Origin of the sequence: Stappia taiwanensis (assembly GCF_014635285.1) — a bacterium.
Taxonomy (GTDB): Bacteria; Pseudomonadota; Alphaproteobacteria; order Rhizobiales; family Stappiaceae; genus Stappia; species Stappia taiwanensis.
Genome location: NZ_BMCR01000003.1, coordinates 94,427 through 118,174, shown reverse-complemented (window position 1 = coordinate 118,174; position 23,748 = coordinate 94,427). Strand labels below are relative to the sequence as shown.

22 protein-coding genes are annotated in these 23,748 nt (G+C 66.0%); 6 read left to right on the top strand and 16 right to left on the bottom strand.

All coding sequences use genetic code 11. The annotated features are described in order from the left end of the window. Positions 1-39: 39 nt before the first annotated feature. Together IEV83_RS07915 and IEV83_RS07910 are read right to left on the bottom strand one after the other, a co-directional pair. Positions 40-1,425 (bottom strand): lipopolysaccharide biosynthesis protein, encoded by a 1,386-nt coding sequence (locus tag IEV83_RS07915; RefSeq protein WP_209003046.1) that lies wholly within the window; start codon positions 1,423-1,425, stop codon positions 40-42. Further along, positions 1,422-2,642 carry a glycosyltransferase gene (locus tag IEV83_RS07910; RefSeq protein ID WP_181760792.1) on the bottom strand — a complete coding sequence of 407 codons (1,221 nt, stop codon included), beginning with the start codon at positions 2,640-2,642 and terminating at the stop codon, positions 1,422-1,424. The genes IEV83_RS07915 and IEV83_RS07910 overlap by 4 nt, the downstream gene beginning before the upstream one ends. A 328-nt stretch (positions 2,643-2,970) precedes the next feature. On the opposite strand from IEV83_RS07910, the gene IEV83_RS07905 reads away from it, so the two are divergent. Together IEV83_RS07905 and IEV83_RS07900 are read left to right on the top strand one after the other, a co-directional pair. Next, a complete protein-coding gene (locus tag IEV83_RS07905; protein WP_209003045.1) occupies positions 2,971-4,056 on the top strand; it encodes a polysaccharide deacetylase family protein in 1,086 nt (361 codons plus the stop codon). A 1-nt stretch (position 4,057) separates the two neighbouring features. Continuing rightward, positions 4,058-5,242, top strand: a complete 1,185-nt coding sequence (locus IEV83_RS07900; RefSeq protein WP_181760793.1) for a glycosyltransferase family 4 protein — start codon at positions 4,058-4,060, stop codon at positions 5,240-5,242. Positions 5,243-5,262: 20 nt separating this feature from the next. Here IEV83_RS07900 and IEV83_RS07895 read toward each other — a convergent pair whose 3' ends face one another. Both IEV83_RS07895 and IEV83_RS07890 read right to left on the bottom strand, forming a co-directional pair. Next, positions 5,263-6,561 (bottom strand): UDP-phosphate alpha N-acetylglucosaminyltransferase, encoded by a 1,299-nt coding sequence (locus IEV83_RS07895; protein WP_181760794.1) that lies wholly within the window; start codon positions 6,559-6,561, stop codon positions 5,263-5,265. Positions 6,562-6,577: 16 nt separating this feature from the next. Next, a complete protein-coding gene (locus IEV83_RS07890) occupies positions 6,578-8,686 on the bottom strand; it encodes a GumC family protein (RefSeq protein WP_181760795.1) in 2,109 nt (702 codons plus the stop codon). 303 nt (positions 8,687-8,989) lie between these two features. Between IEV83_RS07890 and IEV83_RS07885 the strand changes: the two genes are divergently transcribed. After that, a complete protein-coding gene (locus tag IEV83_RS07885) occupies positions 8,990-9,769 on the top strand; it encodes a WecB/TagA/CpsF family glycosyltransferase (protein WP_209003043.1) in 780 nt (259 codons plus the stop codon). Here the strand turns inward: IEV83_RS07885 and IEV83_RS07880 are convergent. Continuing rightward, positions 9,766-10,545, bottom strand: a complete 780-nt coding sequence (locus tag IEV83_RS07880) for a cobalt-precorrin-6A reductase (protein WP_181760796.1) — start codon at positions 10,543-10,545, stop codon at positions 9,766-9,768. The genes IEV83_RS07885 and IEV83_RS07880 overlap by 4 nt on opposite strands. Then, a complete protein-coding gene (locus IEV83_RS07875; RefSeq protein WP_181760797.1) occupies positions 10,542-11,660 on the bottom strand; it encodes a cobalt-precorrin-5B (C(1))-methyltransferase in 1,119 nt (372 codons plus the stop codon). The genes IEV83_RS07880 and IEV83_RS07875 overlap by 4 nt, the downstream gene beginning before the upstream one ends. A 158-nt stretch (positions 11,661-11,818) precedes the next feature. On the opposite strand from IEV83_RS07875, the gene cobA reads away from it, so the two are divergent. After that, positions 11,819-12,691, top strand: a complete 873-nt coding sequence (cobA, locus tag IEV83_RS07870; protein WP_181760798.1) for a uroporphyrinogen-III C-methyltransferase — start codon at positions 11,819-11,821, stop codon at positions 12,689-12,691. Beyond that, positions 12,688-14,022 (top strand): cobyrinic acid a,c-diamide synthase CobB, encoded by a 1,335-nt coding sequence (locus IEV83_RS07865; RefSeq protein ID WP_181760799.1) that lies wholly within the window; start codon positions 12,688-12,690, stop codon positions 14,020-14,022. The genes cobA and IEV83_RS07865 overlap by 4 nt, the downstream gene beginning before the upstream one ends. 81 nt (positions 14,023-14,103) lie before the next feature. On the opposite strand, the gene IEV83_RS07860 is transcribed toward IEV83_RS07865, so the two are convergent. Beyond that, positions 14,104-14,646 (bottom strand): flavin reductase family protein, encoded by a 543-nt coding sequence (locus IEV83_RS07860; protein ID WP_371873420.1) that lies wholly within the window; start codon positions 14,644-14,646, stop codon positions 14,104-14,106. Further along, positions 14,643-15,767, bottom strand: coding sequence for an LLM class flavin-dependent oxidoreductase (locus IEV83_RS07855; RefSeq protein WP_181760800.1), 1,125 nt, complete (start codon positions 15,765-15,767; stop codon positions 14,643-14,645). Before IEV83_RS07855 ends, IEV83_RS07860 begins: the two co-directional genes overlap by 4 nt. Positions 15,768-15,937: 170 nt before the next feature. Between IEV83_RS07855 and IEV83_RS07850 the strand changes: the two genes are divergently transcribed. After that, positions 15,938-16,501, top strand: a complete 564-nt coding sequence (locus tag IEV83_RS07850) for a winged helix DNA-binding protein (protein WP_244628110.1) — start codon at positions 15,938-15,940, stop codon at positions 16,499-16,501. 16 nt (positions 16,502-16,517) lie between these two features. On the opposite strand, the gene cobM is transcribed toward IEV83_RS07850, so the two are convergent. The 8 genes from cobM to IEV83_RS07810 are packed head-to-tail and all read right to left on the bottom strand — an operon-like array spanning position 16,518 to position 23,547. After that, complete coding sequence (gene cobM, locus IEV83_RS07845) at positions 16,518-17,297, bottom strand: precorrin-4 C(11)-methyltransferase (RefSeq protein WP_181760801.1); 780 nt, start codon at positions 17,295-17,297, stop codon at positions 16,518-16,520. Next, positions 17,294-17,755 carry a hypothetical protein gene (locus IEV83_RS07840; protein ID WP_181760802.1) on the bottom strand — a complete coding sequence of 154 codons (462 nt, stop codon included), beginning with the start codon at positions 17,753-17,755 and terminating at the stop codon, positions 17,294-17,296. Before IEV83_RS07840 ends, cobM begins: the two co-directional genes overlap by 4 nt. A gap of 16 nt (positions 17,756-17,771) precedes the next feature. Next, on the bottom strand, positions 17,772-19,592 hold the full coding sequence (cobJ, locus tag IEV83_RS07835) for a precorrin-3B C(17)-methyltransferase (protein ID WP_181760803.1): 1,821 nt from the start codon (positions 19,590-19,592) through the stop codon (positions 17,772-17,774). After that, on the bottom strand, positions 19,562-20,311 hold the full coding sequence (gene cobI / locus IEV83_RS07830; protein ID WP_181760804.1) for a precorrin-2 C(20)-methyltransferase: 750 nt from the start codon (positions 20,309-20,311) through the stop codon (positions 19,562-19,564). The genes cobJ and cobI overlap by 31 nt, the downstream gene beginning before the upstream one ends. Next, on the bottom strand, positions 20,290-21,495 hold the full coding sequence (cbiE, locus tag IEV83_RS07825) for a precorrin-6y C5,15-methyltransferase (decarboxylating) subunit CbiE (RefSeq protein ID WP_181760805.1): 1,206 nt from the start codon (positions 21,493-21,495) through the stop codon (positions 20,290-20,292). Before cbiE ends, cobI begins: the two co-directional genes overlap by 22 nt. Continuing rightward, the gene (locus tag IEV83_RS07820) at positions 21,492-22,154 is read right to left on the bottom strand and encodes a precorrin-8X methylmutase (RefSeq protein ID WP_181760806.1); all 663 of its coding nucleotides are present in this window, start codon (positions 22,152-22,154) and stop codon (positions 21,492-21,494) included. The genes cbiE and IEV83_RS07820 overlap by 4 nt, the downstream gene beginning before the upstream one ends. Then, positions 22,151-23,290: a sirohydrochlorin chelatase gene (locus IEV83_RS07815; protein ID WP_244628109.1), complete on the bottom strand. Its 1,140-nt coding sequence runs from the start codon at positions 23,288-23,290 to the stop codon at positions 22,151-22,153. Before IEV83_RS07815 ends, IEV83_RS07820 begins: the two co-directional genes overlap by 4 nt. Then, on the bottom strand, positions 23,287-23,547 hold the full coding sequence (locus tag IEV83_RS07810) for a DUF6732 family protein (RefSeq protein ID WP_181760807.1): 261 nt from the start codon (positions 23,545-23,547) through the stop codon (positions 23,287-23,289). Before IEV83_RS07810 ends, IEV83_RS07815 begins: the two co-directional genes overlap by 4 nt. Positions 23,548-23,748: the final 201 nt, after the last annotated feature.

Sequence of the window (23,748 nt, the reverse complement as noted above, 5' to 3'; positions counted from 1 at the left end):
GCAGCTTTCCGGACAGCCGCCGAGAGAGCGGTGCGGGTATCAAACCGGCGCATCGCCTTCCCCCACGGCGACGGGGTCAGTCGCGCTGCGTTCCGCAGCCTGTCGCCGGCGCAGGCCCAGGATCGCCGTCGCCATGTTGTCCACCTGCCAGCGCCGCATGACCCAGCGGCGGCTGAACAAATGCACGGCGAGAAGCTGCGCCCAACCGGCAATGGCGATACCGGTCAGCCCCAGCCATTTGCCGAGGCCGAACAGCAACAGCACATAAAAGCCGAACACCACGCAGCGCAGGATCAAGAGATAGCGCTCCCCGCCGCCGATCATGATCACCCAGGTGCCCGGCCCGAAGAAGGCATGGGTGATCGCCGACAGGCAGAGGATGAGCAAGACACCGGAATGCTCGACAAAGGCCGGATCGAACAGATGCAGCACGAACGGGCCGGTGAAGTACAGGAACACGCCACCGATCAGCGCCAGAGCGAAGCTTCCGGCGGACAACATCGCCACCACCTTCTGCGCGCCGACCTTGTCATCCTCCTGGAAGCGCGCCGAAATCAGTGGCACGCCCACGGTATCGATGGCCAGCACCGGCAGGGTCAGAAGCATGGAAATGCGATAGGCGACGAAATAAAAAGCCGCCGCCTCCAGACCGATCGCCACGCCGATCAGGATGGTTTCGAAATACGCTGCCGCGGAGTTGAAAAAGCCGTTGGCGGTGAAATTCGCACTCTCCTGCCGCCAGATGCGCAGCGTCTTCCGGTCCGCCGCCACCTGCGGTTCGCGCAGGAACCACAGCCCCTCTTGCTGAACGAACCGCACCGTCTGATAGCCGGTGACGATAAACAGAAGGCCGGTCACCAACTCGGTTGCCGCCGATCCGCTCGACAGCAGCCCCGCAAACGCCACCGCCGGCAGACAGACGGCAGAGGCGATCCGCCACAGGTTTTCGCGCGGAACCAGCGCCAGAACAATCTGTCCATGGATGCGGAAGTAGTTCTGGAAATACTCGCTCATGGTGAAGATGGCGCCGAACAGGAGCGCCACCGGCAATTCCCGGTAGGGGCTTGGCAGGTCCCAGGGGGACAGCAACAACAGAAGCGCGACCAGCAACTGCCCGCCACACCCGATTGCCAGCCAGAAGGCATTGACCCGCAGCAGGGCCTGATTGGTCTTGCCGCGCTGATGATCCTTCAGGCGGAAGTGCTTAACCAGCAGGATATGCTGACCAAACGTGAAGATCAGCCCCAGCGAGGTGCCCACCGAAAACAGAAAGATGTAAAGGCCGTATTCGCTGGTCTGGAGCGAATGGCTGGCGGCGAACAGCACCGCGAAACTGAGGACCGTGCTGCCGAAGCGGCTGCACAGCGACCAGAAGAGACGCCTGGCATCGGCCCGCAGCACCAGCGCGCGCAAGCGCTCGATCATGACGTTCCCTCCAGAGCGCCCTGCGGCTGCCCCTTGCGCGACAGCGTTTCCGACAGGGCGGTCTCCAGCGCCCGGCTCACCACCGGCTCCAGATAGTCACCAGCCGATTTCAACGCGCCCCGCGACAGCCTCTCGTAAAGCTCTGGCCCGCTTACCAGTCGTTCGATGCAGGATCTCAGGGCCTCGGGATCGCCCACCGCGGCATGGAAGCCATTCTCCCCATGCGCGATGTTTTCCGCGACACCGCCGATGCTGGAGGAGATCACCGGCACCGCATGGGAAAACGCCTCGATGGTCGCCCGGCCGAAGGCCTCGCGACCGATAGTCGGATAGACCAGCACATCGACCTCGGGAAAGAACTCTTCCGCTGTCGTCCAGCCGAGGAACCGGGTTTTCTCCGGCGGGAACATCGCCCGCGTCTGCTCGGCAAAATCGTCCCGACCGGTCCCTCCGATCACGAATTCCACCTTGTCATTCCCGGCCAGCGCCCGCGCGGCCTCCGCCAAAACGGCAAATCCCTTGAAACGGGTCTGCACACCAAAGAAACCGACCCGAAACGGGCGATCCGCAGGAAACTTGCGCGGCGCGACCGCATGCACCGCGTCGATCACCGCCGGCACGCGATAGCTGGCGGCATTGGGGAAATAGCCCTCGTCCAGATGACGCTGCACGATATCTCGCGATTCGCCGATCACCGCATCGACCAGCCGGGAGAACTGGCGCCGCCCGAACGAAGTCAGATAGCAGGAGGCGCATTGGCCGGCGCAGTTGCGCCCCTTCTTCTGCATGATACCGTTCCAGCACATCATGAAAGCGCTGAAGACCGTATGCGCGACCGGCACCCCGGCGGCCCGCGCCGCGCCCCAGGAGGCAACGTTGATGTTCTCGATGCTGACCGTCAGCATGATGTCGGGTTTGAAATCGGCGATCTCGCGGCGCATGGCGCGATAGGCGCGCGGATTGCCGTTTTCCAGCGCATGCCAGACCATCTTCCGCCACGCCGGCTGCGGCGTGTAGTAGTTCCAGTAGATGTTGGGGCTCTTGATCCGATGGACCGGAACCCCTTCATAGACCTCATGCCGGTCGTCATCGCCGACATTCACCACCCGCACGTCATGACCGCTCGCGACCAGCATCTTCGCCAACAGGAGCGAAGAGATTGGGCCACCGCCATCCGCAAAAGGCGGGAAGGCGGCGCAGGGCATGAGGATGCGCATCGAGACCGGACTTTCCATCGTTTTTTGCAAACACTGAACCAACCGATAGCTGCGAGACCTTAAGCCGAGGTATCTGCGGCACGTGCAAGCTCTCTTGCGGAGCGATTTGCCAATTTGAGATTAACCAGACCTTTCCGCCCTCAGTGCGGCGGGCAGGCGGCGGGCAGCGGGCTCCCACGGTGCAAGTGTTTGTTTACCATCGCAAGGATCTGCCCGCGAGATCGCGCGGCCTCAACCTGCTGTTCACGTGCACAGCCTACCGTTTCGCCCGTATGACACCCGCACCATTCGCCGCGAGCTGCATGGCGCCAGCCGGAAAGGGAGAGCAGTGGACACGGTTTCGCAAGACAGCGTCACCCCCAGCCTGAGCCTTGCAGAAAAGGTGAAGCGGCGCATCAAGACCCTCGGGCTGCGCGCCTTGCGTTTCAGCGGTGCCTCGTCGCTGGTCGGCTCGATCTATGGCGGGCGTGGCGTCATTCTGATGTATCACGATTTCACGGAAGATCCGGTCGCCCAGCTCGATCAGGGCTGCCGCATCGAGGACTTCGACGCAACCCTTGGTTATCTGAGGCGTAGTGGCCGGGACATCGTCACGCTGGACGAGGCCTTGCAGCGCCTGGCCGACCCGAAGGCACATCCCTTCGCCGTGCTTACCTTCGACGATGGCTATCGCTCGAACCGCGACCTGGCGCTTCCGGTGATGGAGCGGCACGGGGCGCCGGCGACGATCTATGTGCCGACCGACATGGTCAACCGCACGGTCAATGCCTGGTGGCTCGGTCTGCGTCACCTGTTCCTCGAACGGGACGAGGTGACCATCGAGCCGATGGGCGTGCGCTATCACTGCCCGGATATTGCCAGCAAGACGGCGGCGCTGCGCCGGGCCACCGCCTGGGTCTGGCAGGACTTTCACCGCACGGAGCAGCTTGCCGACACCTTCAGCGCCCATGGCATTTCCCTTCCCGCGCTGCTCGATGACGCCGCCCTCAACGAGCAGGAACTGATCGAGATCGACCGGCATCCGCTCGTCGAGATCGGCGCGCATGGCACCACCCACCGCGCCCTGTCGCTGATCGAGGCGGAGGGCGTGCATGATGACATCGCCGCCAACAAACGCTTTCTGGAGAGCACCTTGCAGCGCGAGGTCGCCCATTTCGCCTATCCCTATGGCGCCCCGTCCCTGACCGGGAGCCGCGAGGCGGATATCGTCCGGGACCTCGGTTTCCGCTCCGCAGTCACCACCGAGCCGGGGTGCCTTTTCCCCCAGCATCTTGACCAGCCGTTCTTGTTGCCGCGCCAGAACGCCGAGTATGCCGAGGATGGGGCGAGTTATGCGGTTTGCGGCATCCACGGCGTCTTCCGGGCGATGGCAACCCGAGGCGGCAACCCTGTCGCCCATATGGCGAAGGCCTGACATGACACTTGAGCGTTTTCCCACACAGAGCCCATCTGCCGCGCCCGAATCCGTACCATCCGTGTTCAAGACCGATGTTCTGGTGCATGTTGTGCGCCAATACCGCCCCAGCGTCGGCGGACTGGAGGATTTCGTCAGCAGTCTGGTGGCCCGGCAACGGGGACGCTTCGCGCGCATCAAGGTCGTGACCCTCGATCGCGTCTTCCGGTCCAGTGACGAAGCCCTGCCCGCCCATGAGACGCTCGACGGCGTCGAGGTCCTCCGCCTGCCGTTCCACGGATCGACCCGCTACCCGCTTACCCCCGGCATTCTCGGTGCCATCGCGGATGCGGATCTCGTCCATGTCCACGCCATCGACTTCTTCTTCGACGCCCTGGCCCTGACCCGCATCTGGCATCGCAAGCCCATGCTTGCCACCACCCATGGCGGCTTTTTCCATAGCGCCGACTTCTCGGCCTTGAAAAAGGTCTGGTTCCAGTCGCTGACCCGGTTTTCGGCGAACCGCTACGGCGCCATCGCCTGTTGCAGCCAGAGCGACTACGACACCTTCCAGACCATCGCGCCCCAAAAGGTGCGGCTTGTCGAAAACGGTGTCGATATCGACAAGTTCGCCGATGCCAGCGCGCAAGCGCCGACAAAGGGTCTGGTGACCATCGGCCGCCTGTCGAAAAACAAACGAGTCGACCGGCTGCTCGATGCCATGCAGGCGCTGACCGCCCGCGACGAAGCCTGGACGCTGGACATCATCGGCACGCCGTTCGACTGGAGCGCTGCGGATATCACGCAGATGATCGACACCCGCGGCCTGTCCGCCTCGGTTCGCCTGCATGTCGGCCCCTCGGATGAAGAGATGCGCGCAATCATCGCCCGCGCCTCGCTGTTTGCCAGTGCCTCCACCTATGAAGGCTTCGGCCTTGCCCTGATCGAGGCGATGAGCGGCGGCTTGCTGCCGGTGGTCGAAGGAAACGCCGCTTTCCGCGCCTTCGCGGCCAAGCATGATCTTGTCTCGCTTGCCGATTTCACCGATCCGGACGACGCGGCGGTACGGATCGAAGAGACCTTCGCCCGGCTTTGCGCCGCGCCTGCGGCCGTGCGCGCGCAAGCGATGGAGACAGCCGGCGGCTACTCTTGGGCCAGCACCGCGCAGCGCTACGAGGCGCTTTACCGGGAGGTCACCGGTCGCTGACAGATGGCGGTCGCGGCAGATCAGGCCGCCGGGCGCCCGGGGTCCTGCGGCGCTGCCTCGGCCAGGGACCTAGCGCCATCAGGGGCGCTCGTTTCCTTCGAGCCGAAGCCGGGCCACACATCGGCGGCGCCGACACAGACCCAAAGCAGGGCGGCGGTCTTGATCGAGTAGAGCGAATTTGAGACCACCATCAGCAGACAGATATAGGTCACCACCATCGCCCGCAGGCGCCAGGCGTCCGACGACCGCACCTTCGCGAAGATGAACAGCGACCAAAGCGCGGCCACGCCAACCATGCCGATTTGCTGTAGGGTGTAGCCGTAGCCGCTGTCGCCGAGAAATACTTCATCGGCGGAGATCCCGAACAGACCGGCAAGGTCCAGCTCCAGAAACAGGCGCGAGGACTGGAACCAGCGGCCGGCGAGATTGTCTTCCCAGGTCAACTGGCTGGTGGAGGTGCCATAAAGCACCAGCAGCAGGATGAACATGGCCGGCACCAGCCACCAGACCATGCGCGGAACAAAGCGGTAGACCGCGAGGGTACCGACGAAGGCCAGGCAGACGAACATGCCGAACCGCGCGTCGCCGAGGATGATCACGGCGGCGGAGGCCGCAAACAGAAGCTTGCGGCGGGCCATGTCCTTGCGAAACAGCCCCCACATGAACAGAAACGCGCCGTAATTGCCCATCGATACCGGTTCGAGGAACACCGACGACACCCGGTGCAGGCCGAGGAAGGGCAGAAAGTTTCGACCTTCCGGGCGCACGCCGCTGATGAACAGGCTCGATCCTTCGTTGAAGTTCTCCCCCTCCTCCACCGTGCCGCGCGCGATGTAATAGTCGAGGATGTTGATATTGGCGATGAAGGTATCGAGCAGGAAATACTCGAACAGGCCAACGGCAAGAACGACGCCGGCGCTCAGCATCACCAGCCGGTCGACCACCTTGATATCGGTGATGCCACGGCCGACGAAATAGAACACGATCGGGATCAGCGCGTCGCGGATGGCCTTCAGATCCAGCTCCGGCCGGAGCGCGAGAATCAGCGCCATATAGGCGAGATAGACCAGCAGCAGCACATAGAATCCGACATGCCGGTTCAACGCCAGCACTGCCGCAATGCCGATCAGCACCACCTCCACCAGCATGACATGGCTGGCGGAGACGCCGGTGATCCGCGTGTTGACGAAGGCCAGGAAGCAATTGAACGTCAGCGCGGCGATCACCACCGCGAACACCGCCCGTTGCCACAGGACGGTAATGTCATGCTGCCCGGCGGCACCGAAGCCTCCCGGCCCGGCCGGAAGCCGCGCCGCCATGGGCACCGCCACAGCGTCAGGCCGCGAGGGCGACATTGCCGATCATCCGGTCGCGCCACGGCTGCAGCAGGGCCAGGGTGCGGTCAAGCTCTTCCCGCGAGGTCTCACCGATGCCGCTCACCAGCACGATGGCATCGGCATAGTCGAGCAGCACCGGCAGATAAGGGCTGGCCAGAGCCGACCCGCCATCGATCACCAGGAACTCCTGACCTTCCCGCGCCAGCGATTGCACGCCGTTCTCGGGGGGGCGCCCATCGAGATGTTCAACCTTGAAGGGCGGTGCAGTGCGTGGGCGCCCTGCCTTGGCCTGTGACGCGCCTGCAACGGCCGAATCCTCACCGGTCTGCAGATCGCCGCGCCGGCGCGAGGACAGGCGGGTGCGCAGCTCACGCCCACTGGACTGGGACTGTGTCGCGTCCTTGTCCGGGTCCGCGTCCCGGGTGCCTGCCGGCGCCCCCGGGTCCGCCCGGGCGATGAGGACAACCTCACCCATGTCGTAAAGGCCGGTGGCAATGGCTCGGGAGAGCGGGGCCAGGGCCGGTTCCTCGCCGCAAGACAAGACCAGCACATTGGCCGGCCGCTCGTTCTCAAAGGCATGACGCAGCGCATAGGCAATCCGGGTGATGGCCATCTGGCGCGCCGTTGCCTCCGCTTCGGCCCGAGCGCCCCGCTTCCAGAGCCCTCCACCGCGCCGGGGGCCGCCGGCTGCAGACACCGCGTCAGGTGCCCGCAGGCTGGCGATCAGCGGCACGCCGGTCCGGTCCACCAGTTCGCCTTCCGAACCGAGCCGACCGCCCAGCATTTCCCAGCCGATACTGGCGCTGGCAGCCAGGGCAAAGCCGAACATCGCCGCGGCCGCAAGCACCATCACCTTGGAGGGGCCGAGCGGTTTCAGCGGCGCGACCGCCTGGGAGATCACACGGGAATTGCTGGTATCGATATCCTGCTGTTCCTCCAACTCCTTGGCGCGGCTGAGGAAGGAGCGATACACCGTGCCAAGGGTTTCCGCCTCGCTGGTGAGCTGGCGCAACTGAATCTGCGCCTTGCTCTGATCCACGTTGGTGTTCTTCAGCCGGTTCGCTTCCTCACCGAGCGCGGCGACGGTCGCCTCCGCCCGCTGATAGTCGCTGCGAATGGAGCGGCGGGTTCGGGACAATTCCTCGCCGATCTGGCGCCGGACGTTTTCAAGCTGCGACCGCAACTCGCGCATCTGCGGATGATTGGCCCCCAGGGTGGTGGAGGCCTGGGCCACCTGCTCGGCGGCACGCGCATACTGGACCCTGAGCGTCCCAAGGGTCGTGGTCTGAAGGTTGGCCGGCAGACCCCCCGCCTCGATGTCGGCAACGGTCAGGTTGCGGACAAGATCATAGTTGCTCTTGGCCCGCTCCAGCTCCACCCGTGCCTGTGTCAACTGACTGCTGAACCCCTGAAGCTGCTGGTCGGCGACCAGCCCGGCCTGACCGGTGCTGATCAAGCCGTTCTGCGCGCGGAAGTTCTCCACCTCCGCCTCGGCCGCCTCCACCCGCTTGCGCAGGTCCGCCGCCTGCACCCGCAAGGCCATGCTGGCCCGCAAGGAAGCATCGGCGCGGGACCGGCGCGCCTCATCGAGATAGGCCCGGGCCGCCTCATTGGCGATCGCCGCCGCCTTGAAGCGATCCGGATGGCTCGCCACGATATTGAAAACGAACGATTTCTCGACCTTGACCACCTGAAGCCGCTCCCGCAGCCCCATGATCGCCACTCCACGCTTTTCCTCCGGCGTGAGCGTCGCCGGCACCCGCCCCAGCAGCCGGGAGACAAGCCCTCCGCCCTTGCCGGCAATCGCCGGATCATTGACGAGACCGAGCTTGTCGACGACGTCGCCCAGCACCGTGTTCGACAAAATGACGTAGGCCTGGCTGTCGACCGCCAGCCGTTCCAGCATCTCACCGTTTTCCCGGGCGACGATGTCGTTGCCGACGATCTGCAACCCCTGCGGGTCGATCAGCAATTCGGCGGTCGCCCGGTATTTCGGCGTCTGCATGATCAGAAAGACCAAGGCCAGCGCCACGAACAGCACCGGCAACGCGATCAGCCAGCCGATCCGTTTTTTCAAGATGCCTGGAACCTGGTAGATATCGACCATCAAAGCGAACCGCTTGCTTCCTTCGGGATCAGATCGGACCCGGAGCTGCCGCGCCAGTAAAGACCAATCGGTGGCGGCCTGACCCGATTACCAACCGAACCTTGCAAACCATGGTTAATATTTGACAAAAGAGAGGCATCTGACATGCCCATCGCCAAGGGGCGGGGCTGCATTCACGCTTGCGGCAATGATGATGCGTTAGCGGCTTGTTCAACCTACGATCAGTCTGGCCCGACGGTTTCCCGACAATTAACCCTTCATGACGTACTCCTTCGGCCAGTTGCAGCACACAGGATGACGCCGATGGCCGACGCCACGCTTACCGATCCCATGACGACATCGAGCCACGCCCGGATCGGCCCCGTCGCCATCTCGCGGCAGACCCGGTCCGAAGCCATTGCCATGCTGCTCGACTGCATGGCCGCGCGCACCAAGATCAACGTGGCCTTTGCCAATGCGCATGGGCTGCTCTTGGCGATGGACGACCCGGAGTTCGCCGAAACGCTCACCCGCTGCCATGTGCTCAACGACGGAATTGGCGCCAGGATCGGCGCGCGCGTGCTCACTGGCGAGGGCTTTGCAGAGAACCTCAACGGGACGGATTTCGTGCCGGCCCTGCTGAACGCCGCGCCGGCCGGAACCCGGGTCTATCTGCTCGGTGCCCGGCCGGATGTGGTGGCGCGGGCGGCCGATGCCTTCGCCCTCAGCCATCCGCATGTCACGATCTGCGGCTGGCGGGACGGCTATTTCCAGGACGGTGACCGGGCGGATATCGTCGCGGCGATCAATGCGGCAAAAGCCGATATCCTGCTGGTTGCCCTCGGCAATCCGAAGCAGGAGCTGCTAATGAATGCCCTGCGCGCGGAGCTCGACCCGCCGGTTGTTCTCGGGGTGGGCGCCTTGTTCGACTTCACCGCCGGCGAGGTCATACGCGCGCCGAAACTGATGCGCCAGGCGGGCCTTGAATGGGTATTCCGGCTGCTGCACGAGCCGAAGCGGCTCTACAAGCGCTACACCAGCGGCGTGGTGCGTTTCCTCTGGAAAATCCTGCTGCTGCGCTTCAGCAAGCGGCAAGCGAGCTAACTCTCCGCGCCGCGCGCGCTTGTGGTGCTTCCAAGGCGCGAAATCCACTCCGCCACATCCTCGGCCCGCGAGACCCGGTTCCCATCAGGCTCGGGCGGTCGCGACACCATCACCACCGGCAGGCCCAGCGCCCGGGCAGCGGCGATCTTGGCATAGCCCCAGCCCCCGCCGCTGTTCTTGGCCACCACATGGGTCAGACCATGGCTCCGGCAGAGTGCGGCCTCGGCCTCTTCCCGTGCGTCGGGCCGCGCCAGCAGCACCTTTCCGGGTGGCAAGGCCTGGCCGGGCGATGGCGGATCGATCATCCGCATCAGGCACCAGATGTCGCGGCGCCCGGCAAAAACGCCGATCTCCTTGCGGCCAATCGCCAAAAGGGCACGGGCGCCTGCTGGCAACCGCCGCGCCGCGTTCTCAAGATCGCCCACCTCGATCCAGCGGTCACTGGCGACCGGTTGCCAGGCCGGGCGCAGCAACCGTAGCAGCGGCGTGCCGGTTTGCCGGCAGGCGGCATGGGCATTGGCGGTGATCAGTCCTGCGAAGGGATGGGTGGCATCAACCACCGCGTCGATCCGTTCCGCCGTCAGATAGGCGCAGAGCCCGTCGATCCCACCGAAGCCGCCGATCCGGGTGCGGCAGGGATAGGCCCCGGGCGCCGTCACCGCCCCGGCAAGCGACAGGGTGATGTCCAGAGATGGCGACCCACACGGCGCCTCGGTCAGATGCTGCGCCAGTTTTCGCGCATCCCCCGTGCCGCCGAGGATCAGCAGGCGGATCATGACGCCGGTGCCTCGCTGTCCGGGCCGGGGCCGCGCGTTTCGCCAATGACACGTCCGGCGCGGTTGACCACCAGCACCTCCAGCGCCACCGGCGCATCGCGCAGCACGGCGCGGGCGCTGCGCCAGGCGCCCTCGGCGACGCGGGCGGCAATGTCGATGCCCTCCGCCTCCGCCCTGTCGAGCACCTCCTTGGCGGTGTTGGCGTGTTGTGCCAGGGCGACAAGATCGGACGAGGCGCCAGCGGCGCCTAGCAGCGCGGCCAGTGCTGCGAAATCCACCTGGCTGCGCGCCGAATGCAGGTCCATCGCCCCTTGCGCCAGCTTCAGGAACTTGGCGAAGCCGCCGGCCAGGGTGAGCCGCTCCACCGGATGGGCGCGCAGGTATTTCAGCAGCCCGCCGGCGAAGTCGCCCATATCGAGGAAGGCGATCTCCGGCAGATCATGGCGTGCCCGCACCGCATCTTCCGAATTCGATCCCGTCGCCCCGACCACATGCCGCTGACCGGCGGCCTGGGCGACATCGATGCCGCGATGGATCGAGGCGATCCAGGCGGCACAGGAAAACGGACGAACGATGCCGGTGGTGCCGAGCACCGACAGCCCCCCGAGAATGCCAAGCCGGGGGTTCATGGTCTTTTTGGCCAGAAGATCGCCGCCGGGAATAGAAATCTCGACGATCACATCGCCGCTGCCGCCAAGCGCGGCGGCCACCTCGGCAATCGCCTCCCGAATCATCCGGCGCGGGACCGGGTTGATCGCCGGTTCGCCCGGCGGGATCGGCAGGCCGGCACGGGTGACCGTGCCGACGCCTTCCCCAGCACGAAAGACAACACCTGACCCCGGCGGACCGGGACTGACCCGGGCAATCACCGTGGCCCCATGGGTCACGTCCGGATCGTCGCCCGCATCCTTGACGATGCCGGCCAGCGCAAATCCGTCGCCAAGGTCTTCCCGTTCAAGCGCGAAGGCCGGACGCTCCCCCTTCGGCAGGGTGATCTCGACCGGATCGGCGAACTCTCCGCTCAAAAGCGCCATGTAGGCGGATTTCGCCGCTGCCGTGGCGCAGGCGCCCGTGGTCCAGCCCCGGCGCAGGGTCGAGATATCCGAAGGTTTCATGGGCCGGACTATAGGCCCGGTCCGGCCCGGCGTCACCGGCGCTAAAGACGGCAAGGCGCGGATTCCGGCAGGCCGCTCCGCCATGTCGCGATCCGGGCCTCTTGCGCCGCAGCGCGAGGCTTGGCGAATGCCGCGCAAGACCGTAAAACCGAAAGACCATGACAGATCCGACATCCCCGCCGCCCGCCGACTTCGACCCTTCCCGCTTTTCCCTGCCGGTGTTCGAGCCTGGCTGGGTGTGGCTGGCCGGGGCCGGACCGGGCGACCCCGGCCTTCTCACGCTGCATGTGCTCAACGGGCTGGCGCAGGCGGATGTGATCGTCTTCGATGCGCTGGTCGATCAGCGCATCCTGGATCAGGCGAAGCCGGGCGCGATCATCGACTACGCCGGGAAACGCGGCGGCAAACCGAGCCCCAAGCAGCGCGATATCTCGCTGAAGCTGGTGGAATATGCCAAGGCGGGCAAGCGGGTTCTGCGGCTGAAGGGCGGCGACCCGTTCGTCTTCGGGCGCGGCGGCGAGGAGGCACTGACCCTTGTCGAGGCAGGTGTCCCGTTCCGGGTGATCCCCGGTGTCAGCGCCGGCATCGGCGGGCTTGCCTATGCCGGCATTCCGGCGACCCACCGTGACACCAACCAGGCGGTCACGTTTCTCACCGGTCACGACCAGACCGGTCTCACACCCTCGGCCATCGACTGGGACGCCATTGCCAAGGGCTCGCCGGTGATCGTCATGTACATGGCGATGAAGCATCTGCGGCAGATCGCCGAGAAGCTGATGGCCGGCGGACGCCGGGCGGACGAGCCGGTTGCCATCGTCGGCAACGCCACGCTGGCCGACCAGATCGTGCTGGAAACAACCCTTGGCACCGCCGCCCGCGACTGCGAGGCCTCACCGCTGCAGCCGCCGGCGATTGTCTGCGTCGGCGAGGTGGTGCGGCTGCGGGCCGGGCTCGACTGGCTCGGCGCGCTCGGCGGCCGGATACTCACCGCCGACCCGCTCGGCCTGCGCGGGACCTCCGACAGCGCATGAGTGCCCTCGCCCCTCGCCCGGCATCGGGGCTGGTGATCGCCGCCCCGTCTTCCGGTTCCGGCAAGACCGTGCTCACCCTTGCCATGATCCGGGCGCTGCGGCGGGCCGGCCGCGCGGTGGCCAGCGCCAAGACCGGACCGGACTATATCGACCCGGCCTTTCACGCCCTGGCGAGCGGGCGGGCGTGCATCAATCTCGACGCCTACGCCATGCGCGCCGACCTGCTCGGCAGTCTCGCCGCCCGGCAAGCCGCCGACGCCGACCTCCTTATCATCGAAGGGGTGATGGGCCTTTTCGACGGGGCCGCCAGCGGCGGCGGCTCGACCGCCGACCTCGCCGCACAGCTGGATCTGCCGGTGGTTCTGGTGATCGACGCCGGCCGGCAGTCCCAGTCGGTGGCGGCGCTGGCACGCGGGTTCCGCGATCACCGGCCGGACATCACCCTGGCCGGCGTTTTGCTCAACCGCTGCGGCAGCGACCGGCACCGGGCAATGCTCGAAGCCGCGCTGGCGACCATCGACATGCCGGTGTTCGGCGCCGTCCCGCGCGATGCGGCGCTGACCCTGCCGGAGCGCCATCTCGGCCTGCACCAGGCGAGCGAGCACGCGGATTTCGAAGGCTTCGTCGAGCGGGCGGCAGCGCTCATTGCCGAACACTCTGACCTGACGCGGATCATCGCCGCCGCCCGCCCCGTCGCATCGCCGGTCACGGGCAACGCGCCGGAAGGCCTGGCCCCGTTAGATTTGGCCCCGCTCGGCCAGCGGATCGCGGTTGCCCGGGACCTTGCCTTTTCCTTCGCCTATCCGCATCTCCTCGATGGTTGGCGGCGGCAGGGCGCGGAGTTGTCCTTCTTCTCGCCGCTGGCCAATGAGGGACCTGGGCCCGAGTGCGATGCGGTGTTCCTTCCCGGCGGCTATCCGGAGCTGCATGCCGGACGGCTGGCAGCGGCGGATCGCTTTCGCGCGGGTATGCATCAGGCGGCGGCGCGCAATGCGCTGATCTACGGCGAGTGCGGCGGGTACATGGTCCTTGGCGACGATCTGACCGATGCGGAAGGAACCCGTCACCAGATGCTCGGCCTGTTGCCGCTGGAAACGAGCTTTGCCCGGAGAAAACGCCATCTCGGCTACCGCCGGCTGCATCCCTTCGCCGGCCTGCCCTGGCAAGGGCCGCTGACGGGCCATGAGTTCCACTATGCGACGGTCGTTCGCGAGGGCGCGGCGGAGCGGCTGTTTCAGGCCCGCGACGCCAGCGGCGTTCTCCAGCCCGACATGGGGCTGCGCCAGGGCCGGGTGATGGGCTCCTTTGCCCATGTCATCGACCGGGCGTGAGCCATCGCCTTGCGTTGAGGTGCACCACGGCCAAGGGAAAAACGACCGGTCCGGGTTTCCCGCACCGGTCGCCGTGTCTTGTCAGGCGGCGGAGATACCGCGATAGCCGCCGCGCCAATAGGTGAGCGCGGTGCCGGCATCCTTGATCCGCACGGAGGCAACCGCGCCGATGACGATCGAATGGGACCCCCGGTCGATCATCTCCTCCAGCCGGCAATCAAGGCTGACGCTGGCGTCGGCGAGGAGCGAAACGCCGGTCTCACCCTTGACCCAGTCCGCCCCGTCATAGCGCGCCGCGCCCTTGATCCCGCCAAAGCCGGAAAAGCGCTCGGCCACCTCCTGATGATGCGCCGCCAGCGCATTCACCCCAAAATGCCGGTACCTGTCGATCAACGGCCAGGTGGACGAGTTGCGGTTGACGCAGACAATCACCTTCGGCGGATCGGCCGACAGGGACACCATGGAGATGGCGACGAGACCGGACCGGTCCTCGCCAACCCCGGCGGTGATCACGCTGACGTTGCCAACGATCAGCCGCATGGCCTCGCGGAACCGGGCGGTGGTGTCACGGAGCGCGCCGTCGGCGGCCAGCGGCTCGGCAACACGCATCGCCGAGGCGCTCATTCCGCGGCCTCGGCGGCCTTCACCGCAGGCCGAATGCCATGTTCGGCAAGAAGCGGCAGCACCGTGTCGCGGAAGTAGGGGAACTCTTCGGCATAGTCGACGAAGGACAGGGTCGTGCCGCCAAAGCCGGCCTTGTGCAGGGCGATGAGGCCCTCGGCCACCTGTTCCGGGGTACCGGTCAGCGGGAAACCGCCATGGCCGGCGGCCATGCGGCTGCGGATCAGCGCCAGAAGGTCATGCGGGAACGACTGCGCGTGGGCGAATTGCAGCCGGATCAGATTGTCGACCGCCTCCCAGTCCGCATTGGTGTCGGCGGTGTGCTTGAGGAAGTCCTGCGCTTCCTTCTCGGTCGGCCGGCAGACCACATGCGAGAAGGTCAGCACATCGACGTCACGGCCAACGGTCTCACCATGGGCCTTGAGCTCGGCGACCTCCTCGCGCGAGCGCTCCAGGTCGATGGCCGGGGTGAACAGGAAGTCGGCGTTGCGCACGGCGAAATCCCGCCCCTGCGCCGAACCGGCGGCGTTGAGGATCGGCAGGGGCGATGCCGGGCGCGGATCGCCCAGGACATTCTTCAGCTTGAAATAGGTTCCGTCCCAATCGAAGGCCTCGGTCCGGGTCCACAGCGCCTTGACGATGTCGAACCATTCCTGCGCATAGCCGTAGCGGGATTCGTGATCGGTGGGCAGATCGAGGCCGAGCGCCTCGTATTCGGGCTTGTTCCAGCCGGCCACGATGTTGAGGCCGACCCGGCCCCGGCTGATCTGGTCGATGGTCGCAAGCTGCTTGGCGACCACCACCGGATGATTGGCCACCGTGTGGATGGTGGCAAACACATTGATGTTGGTGGTCTGCGCCAGAAGCCCGGCCGCCCAGGTCATGGTTTCCAGGACACCGCCATGAAAATTGGTCTCGCCGCCATAGCCGATCCAGCGCGCGATCGGCAGCATGAAATCAATGCCGGCCGCGTCCAGCATTTGGGCAAGCCGCAAGTTGTTGTCCCAGGAATTGTCCCAGCGCCCTTCCGCCTTGGTGACGGTCATGCCGCTCGAACAATTGGATGCGAAGGTTCCAAGCAGGAACCTGTCGCGATTGAACATACTATTCCCGGTCACGCTCATTACACTCCTCCCTCGTAATCAAGCGATAGACTTTATAATAAAAAATCTATTTTAAATCCCCAATGGACGCAAGCCACGAATCCATGCTTGTGTCGGCGACCTCGCGACAACCGGCGCGCCCGGCACGCCGCGCGCCGTGAGGGTATGGTGATGTCTCAAGGGAGAGCTGAGTGACCAAGCGTGATGAGCCCACCGGCGGCGGACGCGGAGAGGCACTGGACCGCTCCTGGCATCTGGCGCGCACGCCGGAGGAAGTGGATGTCGCCGAATTCGAGTATGCCTTGATGCGGGCCTTCGAGGCCTTCGGCCGCTGGCAGACCGAGTGTCTGGCCTCAAGCGTCGAGTTCTCGGCCACCGGACCGGAGAACGCACTGTTGCACATCATCCGCATGAACGACCGGCCCAAGACCATCCACGATCTGGCCAACATGACCAACCGCGTGGATGTGCCCAACATCCAATACAGCCTCAGGAAACTGAAGCAGGCTGGGCTGATCGAGAGTTCCGGCAGCGGGCGCTCCGGCGTCACCTACGCGGTCTCCGACCTTGGCCGCAAGGTGACCGACCGGTTCGCCGATGTCCGCTCGGAGCTCTTGGTTGCCGCTGTTTCCCATGTCTCCGGGCTGGACAAGGGATTGCAGGGCAGCACCCGCACCCTTGAACTGATGACAGGCATTTACGAGCAGGCCGCGCGTACCGCCGCGACCCACCGGCGCAAGCCCGGCGCCGAGTAGGGGCGCCGGACCACCGTCAGGCTTCCGCCGGTTTTTTCTTCTTCGGCCGCAGCACATGCACATGCGCGGCGTCATAAAGGGCCGAATCGCGGAAATCCGCCTGCGGCTCCAGCGCCCGACCGACAAAGACCAGCGCCGTACGGGTGATCTTGGCCGCCCGCACCTTGTCGCGGATATCGGCCAAGGTGCCATGGATGAAGGACTGATCCGGCCAACCGACCCGATAGGCGACCACCACCGGGCAATCGGCGCCATAAAGCGGGGCAAGCTGACGTTCGATCTCGCGCAGGTTCCGCACGGACAGATGGATCGCCAGCGTCGCGCCGCTGCGCCCCAGCGTCTCCAGATCCTCGCCTTCGGGCATGGCCGAGGATTTCATCGCCGTGCGGGTGAGAATCACCGTCTGGGCAATCTCCGGCACGGTCAGTTCCTGGCCAAGCGCGGCGGCGGCCGCCGCGAAGGCCGGCACGCCCGGTGTCACGTCGAAGGGAATCCCCAGCGCCCGCAGCCGGCGGATCTGCTCGGCAATGGCGCCATAGAGCGAGGGATCGCCGGAATGCACCCGGGCCACCTCCTCGCCGCGTTCATGAGCGGCAACGATCTCCGCCATGATCTCATCGAGGGTCAACGGCGCGGTATCGACCACCCGCGCCCCCTCCGGCGCAGCCGCGACAATCGCCTCGGGCACCAGCGAGCCGGCGTAGAGGCAGACCGGACAACGCTCGATCAGCTTGAGCCCGCGCACGGTGATCAGGTCCGGATCGCCGGGGCCGGCGCCGATGAAATGAACCGTCATAATAAATCACTCACACTCTTTGCAGATCTAATATCAGCTATAAGATCTTGACACTTTAACCGAACCTCCTCACTCGCAATACAAACGTTCTCTTTCCCCCTAGATTTCCTGAATGAATCTAATTTATCTATTAACTCCTTTTGATTTTTATCAGATCTATTTAATGTTGCCACCAATCTCTCGATTGCGGAATAAGTTTGTATGTCAAGTTCAAACGGAGAGTGTTCCGCACTGATATTCATCTCCCAAGATCGCGCTATTTTCAGGGCATCCCCCACATCTCTCGAGATCCTCTCGATTTTTGCAACCTTAAGACTATCAATACGAGCTCTCTCGTTGCTTCTATTCTGAATAAATGCCACGCACCACACGGCGAAGGCAGCGAATAGACTTGCAAAAGCTGAGATTCCAGCCGCTGATTCATTCAGCCATTCCCAGAAGCAACTCAGTCCAGACATAATATCTTTTCCCGACCTAGAGCTTTTCCTCGATACGCTTGGCATAGCCGCGCGGCGTGTAGACGAAGGGCTTGCCCGATCCTGTCATGACCGCGCGCGAGGCCGAGGAGCCGACCAGAACCGTGGTCAGCATGTCGACCTCGTCCACCGTCAGGGCTTCCAGGGTGGTGACCCTGACGCTCTCGCCCTCACGCCCCAGATTGGCGCCAAGAACCACCGGCGTATCCGCCGGGCGATGGGCAAGCAGGATCTCGCGGGCGGCGGCAAGCTGGCTGCGCCGCCGCTTTGACACCGGATTGTAGAAGGCAATGACGAAATCGCCGCGCGCGGCCGCCTCCAACCGACGCTCGATCGCCTCCCAGGGCGTCAGCAGGTCGGACAGGGAGATGGTGCAGAAGTCATGGCCCAGCGGTGCGCCGATCAGCGAGGACACCGCCTGCAGCGCGGAGATGCCCGGCGCGTTGACGACCGCAACCCGCTTGGCTGCATCGCTTACCCCGCCCTCGGCCACCGGCCGGTCGAGCAGCTCATAGACCAGCGCGCCCATGGCATAGATGCCCGAATCGCCCGAGCAGACCAGCGCCACCGAGCGCCCCTCGCCGGCTCGCTCCAGCGCAAAGCGCACCCGCTCCTCCTCCGCGCCGAGCGGGAAGGCATGACGCGGCTTGCCCTGAACCAAGGGGGCAACGAGATCGAGATAAAGCGAATACCCGACGGCCTCATCCGCATCGGCCAGCAGCCGCGAAGCCTGCGGCGTGCGCCAGGCGTCCCGCCCCGGCCCGATGCCGATCACCGACAGAGACCCGCGCGGCCGGCCAACGGCGGCCGGGTTGATCGGCGCCGGCGCCACCCCAACGGCCACCGTGGCATTGGCGCTCTTGTGCTTGGTGACCCGCAAAGCCCCTTCCGCACCGACGGCGGCAAGCGCCGCCCCTTCGCTGACCCCATGGCAGCCGACCTCGGCGAAGACCACCTCCGAGGGCGTGGCAAGGCGGCCTGCTTCCTGCTCCAGTTGCTCCGCCGAAAACACGCGGAAGGGAACATCCAACGCTTCGGCCAGCGCATGCATCGCCGGTTCGTCGGCCTTGAGATCGAGGCTGGCGACCAGCGCCACGGCGCCTTCGGCCAGATCCTGTTCGGCCAGCACGCCGCGCACCAGAGTCAGCAGTTCTTCCGGCGGACAGCCACGGGCGCAGCCAACGCCGACCGCAAGACGCTTGGGATGATAGACCAGCGTATCCGGCCCGCCGACGCGGCGCTCCTCGGTCACGGCGATGGTCAGCTCCGCCTTGTCGGCGACGGGCAGCCGCGCGCGGCTCAGCCAGGGCGCACCGCCTTCGATGCGCACCGGTTCCCCGGCCAGAAGCCGCGCCATCACCGACTTGGCATCGTCCAGATTGGCCAGCCACCAGCCTTTCGGCGGTGCATCGAGGGCGAGCCCGAGCGCCGTATCGCCGGCGGTGGTGATGGCCGCATGACCGCCGAGGGTTTCGGCGACCTGCCGCGCCAGCGCATTGGCACCGCGATGGCCACCGAGCAACGGCACCACACTGGCGCCATCTTCCGACACCGCCAGCACCGGTGGTTCGGACCGCTTGTCCTCGATCACCGCCGCCAGCGCGCGGATCAGAATGCCCGAGGCGCAGACACCGATGATCGGCGTTCCGGCCTGATAAAGCGCCCGGATGTGATTGAGCGTTTCGGCAAAGGCCACATCGAGACCTGTCACCCGGCGGGCGAGCCCGTGCAACTTGGCAGCCGGCAAGGCGGCGGCAATCCGCCGAGCCGCCGGCACGGCGGCCGGCGTCAGGACGAGGATCGCGGGGGAAGCATCCACGCTTCTTCTCCCTTGTAGAGCAGGATCATGGAAAAATAGGGAGCTCCCGCCTCACCGGCTTCGGCAAGGGGCAGCACCCGTTCACTGGCAAGGGTCGCGCGCTCGACATAACCGGCGCGGTCAAGCAGCCCCATCTCGCCGAGCAGGCGTTTCAGGCGGGGCAAATGGCGGCCGACCTTCATGATCGCGACGGCGCCCGCCGCCTCGATCCGGGCGCGGATCTCCTCATCGGGGAGCGGACCGGGGATCACGGTCAAGACGTCGGTGCGCGCGGTCAACGGCCGGCGCAGCCGCGCCGCGCAGGCGGTCAGCGAGGTGACGCCGGGCACGATCTCGCAAGCAAACCGGTCGACCAGCCGCTCGAACAGATACATGAAGGAGCCATAGAAGAACGGATCCCCCTCACACAGGGTCACCACATTCGCGCCGGCTGCAAGCTCGGCGGCGATCTCCTCCGCTGCCCGGTCATAGACCGCCTGCGCCGGAAAGCGCTCGACCCGCATCGGCACGATGATCGGGATCTCGCGCGCGTCCTCGGGGATCAGGTCGGCGGCGATGGAACGGGCAAAGCTCGGGCCATCGTCCGGCGCCGGATAGGCAATGACGCGCGCGGCGGCAATCAGCCGATGCGCCTTCACTGTCATCAGGTCCGGGTCGCCGGGTCCAAGACCGACGCCATAAAGGGTTCCAGGGCGGGTCACGGCTTGATCAGGCTCCATTGGGTGACGGGCATCAGCGGGCGCCAACCGGTCAGGGAACCCACCGGCGCGGCCCGGGCAATCGACAACCGGCACAGGTCTCCGCCGAAGTGGGTGTAGGCGGCCAGCAGCACCGCTTCGCTTTCCAGCGTCACCGCATTGGCGACCAGGCGGCCGCCGGGTCGCAAACTCTCCATCACCGCGTCAAGGATGCCCGGCGCGGTCAGACCGCCGCCGAGAAACACCGCATCCGGTGACGGCAGGCCGGCGAGCCCCTCCGGCGCGGTGGCATCCAGCAGTTCAAGCCCGGGCGTGCCCAGCGCCGCCGCATTGGCCCGGGCGGTCGCCCGGCGCCCGGCATTGGGCTCCAGGCCGATCGCCCGCGCCCCGCGCGCGGCGCGCATCCACTCGATCCCGATGGCGCCGGAACCTGCACCGATATCCCAGAGCATCGCATCGGCGACCGGTGCCAGCCGGGCCAGGGTCGCGGCACGGATCTCCCGTTTGGTGATCTTGCCGTCATGGCGGAAGGCATCGTCGGGAAGCCCCGGAACCCGCGCGCGCAAGGGGGTGTCGCGCACGGCCTCCGCCTCGATCGCCAGCACGTAGAAATCAGTGATCTCCTCCGCCCAGCCCTCGGCGCGGGCGGAAACCTGGCGCTCGCGCGGACCGCCGAGATGCTCCAATGCAATCATCCGGCTGTCGCCATAGCCTTCATCGGCCAGAAGATCGGCAACGCTGGCGGCAGTCGCCGCGTTGGAGGTCAGGCACAGCAGCCGCGCGCCGGGCCGGAGAAACGCCCGCAAGGTATCGACCGGACGCCCGTGCAGCGACAGAAGCTCCGTTTCCTGCAAGGGCCAACCAAGCCGCGCGGCGGCCAGCGAAAAGGCCGAAAGGCCCGGCAGCACGGTCATTTCACCGGCGGGCAGCCGGCGGGCCAGGGTCGCGCCTACACCGAACCACATGGGATCGCCGGTCGCCAACACCACGGTCGGCTGGCCGCGCCGAGCCATCAGCGCCTCCACGCCGGCGGAAAACGGCGCCGGCCAGGGGATGACCGGTCCGCACTTGCCCTCCAGCAGCGCCGCGTGGCGTTTGGCACCATAGATCGCGCCGGCCTCGGCAAGAGCCTGACGGGAGAGCGGGCCGAGACCGTCCCAGCCATCCTCACCGATGCCGATCAGAGTCAGCCAGGGGGCGCTCATCGCGGCGCCTCCTCCGGCACACCGCCGGCCAGGGCGTTGAGGGCGGCGGCGGCCATGGCCGAGCCGCCGTGGCGGCCGCGCAAGGCGAGATAGGGGATGGCGAAGGGATTGGCGATCAACGCCTCCTTCGATTCGGCCGCACCGACGAAGCCGACCGGAAAGCCGAGGATCGCCGCAGGTTGCGGAAATCCCTCGCCGATCCGCTCCAGCAGGTGGAACAGCGCGGTCGGGGCATTGCCGATGACCACGACCGCACCGGCGAGCTCCTCGCGCCACAGATCGACCGCCGCAGCGGAACGGGTGGTTCCAAGCCGGGCAGCAAGATCCGGCGTGCGCGGATCGTTCAACAGGCAGCGGACCGGGTTTTGCGCCGGCAAGCGGCTGGCGATGATACCCTCGGCCACCATCCGCACATCGGTGAAGACCGGCGCGCCTCCCCGAAGCGCCGCCGCGACCTTGGCCGCGACGCCGTCGCTCCAGGCCAGATCGGCGATCACCCCGGGCATCCCGCAAGCGTGGATAAGGCGGATCGCCGCCGGATGAAGCTCCGCCGGGATCCGCTCAAGATCGGCCTCCGCCCGCACGATCGCAAACGACTGGCGATAGATCGCCGCCGGATCCTTTTCGTAGTCGTAGCGGACCGGAGCCCGGCCGCTCACCCGTCCCGCCTCATCGACTTCGGCCCGAGCGGATGATCCGCATGGGGATAGACCGGATGATGATGGTCGTGGTGATGGTCATCGCCATGATGGTGGTGATGGTGGTGGCCATGGTCGTGGTCGTGGTCGTGGTCGTGATCGTGATCATGGGAATGATCATGGTGGTGGTGATGCCCCGTGGCCCCCTGCTCCTCGCAGGCGCCGGTGCAGGTCACGTCGCAGAGCTGGCACTCCGCATCCGCGCCCAGCCCTTCCACATGGTGGTGATGACTTTCCTGCGCCCGGCCCACATCCGCCTCGAAGCCCAGCACCTGCTCGCGGTACTTGCACATCTGGCAGTTCATCAGGTTGGCCCCCTGCAGAATCTCGCTCACCCGGTCGGCCATGGTGTCGATCACCTGCGGGTGATCGTTGAGATAATCGGCCTTGAGGAATTCGATCTCAGGATGACGGGCGGCGACCTCGTCGGTCTGATTGTAGATCCGCGAGACCAGAACGCCGGAGAAGAGGAAATAGGGGAAGACGACGATCCGCCGGTATCCCAGCTTCGCCGCATGTTCCAGCCCCGGCCCGACGAGCGGGAAGGTCACGCCGGAATAGGCAGTCTCCGCCCAGCCGAAGCCGAAGCCTTCCCACAGCATCCGGGTGATCTTGGAGACATTGGAATTGGCATCCGGATCGGAGGCACCGCGCCCGACCACCACCAGCAGGGTTTCATGCAGCGGCACATCGTTGTCGCTGGCCGCAAGCGCCTCGCGGATCCGGTCGGCGGCGGCGGCGATCATGCGCGTATCGACCGCCAGTTCGCGGCCATAATCGATGGTCACCCCGTCATGCTGCGCCTGATAAGTGTTAAGCACGGAGGGGATGTCGTTCTTGGCATGACCGGCGGCGAACAGCATGCCGGGCACCGCCAGAATGCGGGTGCAGCCGGCCGCGCGCAGCCGGTCGAGCCCGTCCTTGATCACCGGATTGGCGAATTCCAGATAACCGTATTCCACCGGCCAGTCGGGAAAGCGCGCCTTCAGCCCCTCGGCCAGTCGGGCAAACTCCTGTACCGCGCCCCGGTTGCGGCTGCCGTGGCCGCAGATCATCAGCCCGAGTTTTTCGCCGTTGGCCGTCATCGCGCCGCTCATGCTTCGCTTCCCCGCACCGCCTGCGGCGCCTCGGCGCCGGCCTTCTGCTCGCCATCGCTCTCACGGCTCTTGCGCCGCGCTCGCGCGCGGCCCGCGGCCACGACCCCGGCGAGAAGCGCGGCACCGGCAAGGGCGGCAATGCCGGCCCAATGGGAATGGCCGGCCAGTTCGCCGACATGGCCCACATGTGCCTGCGCCAGCGTTGGCAGCGTGGCAACGGCGCCGGCACAAATGGCCGGTGCAAACAAACGGATCATCAAGATAACTCCCTCGTCGGCCGTCTCGCGGCACGACACGCACCGCCCAAAATCCTCGACACACGGCGGCCGGTGGGAAAGAAACCGGTCAAACGCCAAAAGCAGATGCGGGGAATCGGCCCGCACCTTGAGGACTTTCGCCGTCGGACAGCTCCGGACTGGACCCCCGATATGGGTCGGCCACCACCAGAATCGTTTTCA

Excerpts from the sequence above, each read along its gene's own strand:
- IEV83_RS07895 (WP_181760794.1), bottom strand. The coding sequence starts at position 6,561 with ATGGCGGCGCGGCTTCCGGCCGGGCCGGGAGGCTTCGGTGCCGCCGGG.
- IEV83_RS07885 (WP_209003043.1), top strand. The coding sequence starts at position 8,990 with ATGGCCGACGCCACGCTTACCGATCCCATGACGACATCGAGCCACGCC.
- IEV83_RS07865 (WP_181760799.1), top strand. The coding sequence starts at position 12,688 with ATGAGTGCCCTCGCCCCTCGCCCGGCATCGGGGCTGGTGATCGCCGCC.
- IEV83_RS07875 (WP_181760797.1), bottom strand. The coding sequence starts at position 11,660 with ATGAAACCTTCGGATATCTCGACCCTGCGCCGGGGCTGGACCACGGGC.
- IEV83_RS07910 (WP_181760792.1), bottom strand. The coding sequence starts at position 2,642 with ATGCGCATCCTCATGCCCTGCGCCGCCTTCCCGCCTTTTGCGGATGGC.
- IEV83_RS07855 (WP_181760800.1), bottom strand. The coding sequence starts at position 15,767 with ATGAGCGTGACCGGGAATAGTATGTTCAATCGCGACAGGTTCCTGCTT.
- IEV83_RS07860 (WP_371873420.1), bottom strand. The coding sequence starts at position 14,646 with ATGAGCGCCTCGGCGATGCGTGTTGCCGAGCCGCTGGCCGCCGACGGC.
- IEV83_RS07810 (WP_181760807.1), bottom strand. The coding sequence starts at position 23,547 with ATGATCCGTTTGTTTGCACCGGCCATTTGTGCCGGCGCCGTTGCCACG.
- cobI (WP_181760804.1), bottom strand. The coding sequence starts at position 20,311 with ATGGAGCCTGATCAAGCCGTGACCCGCCCTGGAACCCTTTATGGCGTC.
- IEV83_RS07840 (WP_181760802.1), bottom strand. The coding sequence starts at position 17,755 with ATGTCTGGACTGAGTTGCTTCTGGGAATGGCTGAATGAATCAGCGGCT.
- cobA (WP_181760798.1), top strand. The coding sequence starts at position 11,819 with ATGACAGATCCGACATCCCCGCCGCCCGCCGACTTCGACCCTTCCCGC.
- cobM (WP_181760801.1), bottom strand. The coding sequence starts at position 17,297 with ATGACGGTTCATTTCATCGGCGCCGGCCCCGGCGATCCGGACCTGATC.
- IEV83_RS07815 (WP_244628109.1), bottom strand. The coding sequence starts at position 23,290 with ATGAGCGGCGCGATGACGGCCAACGGCGAAAAACTCGGGCTGATGATC.
- IEV83_RS07915 (WP_209003046.1), bottom strand. The coding sequence starts at position 1,425 with ATGATCGAGCGCTTGCGCGCGCTGGTGCTGCGGGCCGATGCCAGGCGT.
- cbiE (WP_181760805.1), bottom strand. The coding sequence starts at position 21,495 with ATGAGCGCCCCCTGGCTGACTCTGATCGGCATCGGTGAGGATGGCTGG.
- IEV83_RS07880 (WP_181760796.1), bottom strand. The coding sequence starts at position 10,545 with ATGATCCGCCTGCTGATCCTCGGCGGCACGGGGGATGCGCGAAAACTG.
- IEV83_RS07900 (WP_181760793.1), top strand. The coding sequence starts at position 4,058 with ATGACACTTGAGCGTTTTCCCACACAGAGCCCATCTGCCGCGCCCGAA.
- IEV83_RS07890 (WP_181760795.1), bottom strand. The coding sequence starts at position 8,686 with ATGGTCGATATCTACCAGGTTCCAGGCATCTTGAAAAAACGGATCGGC.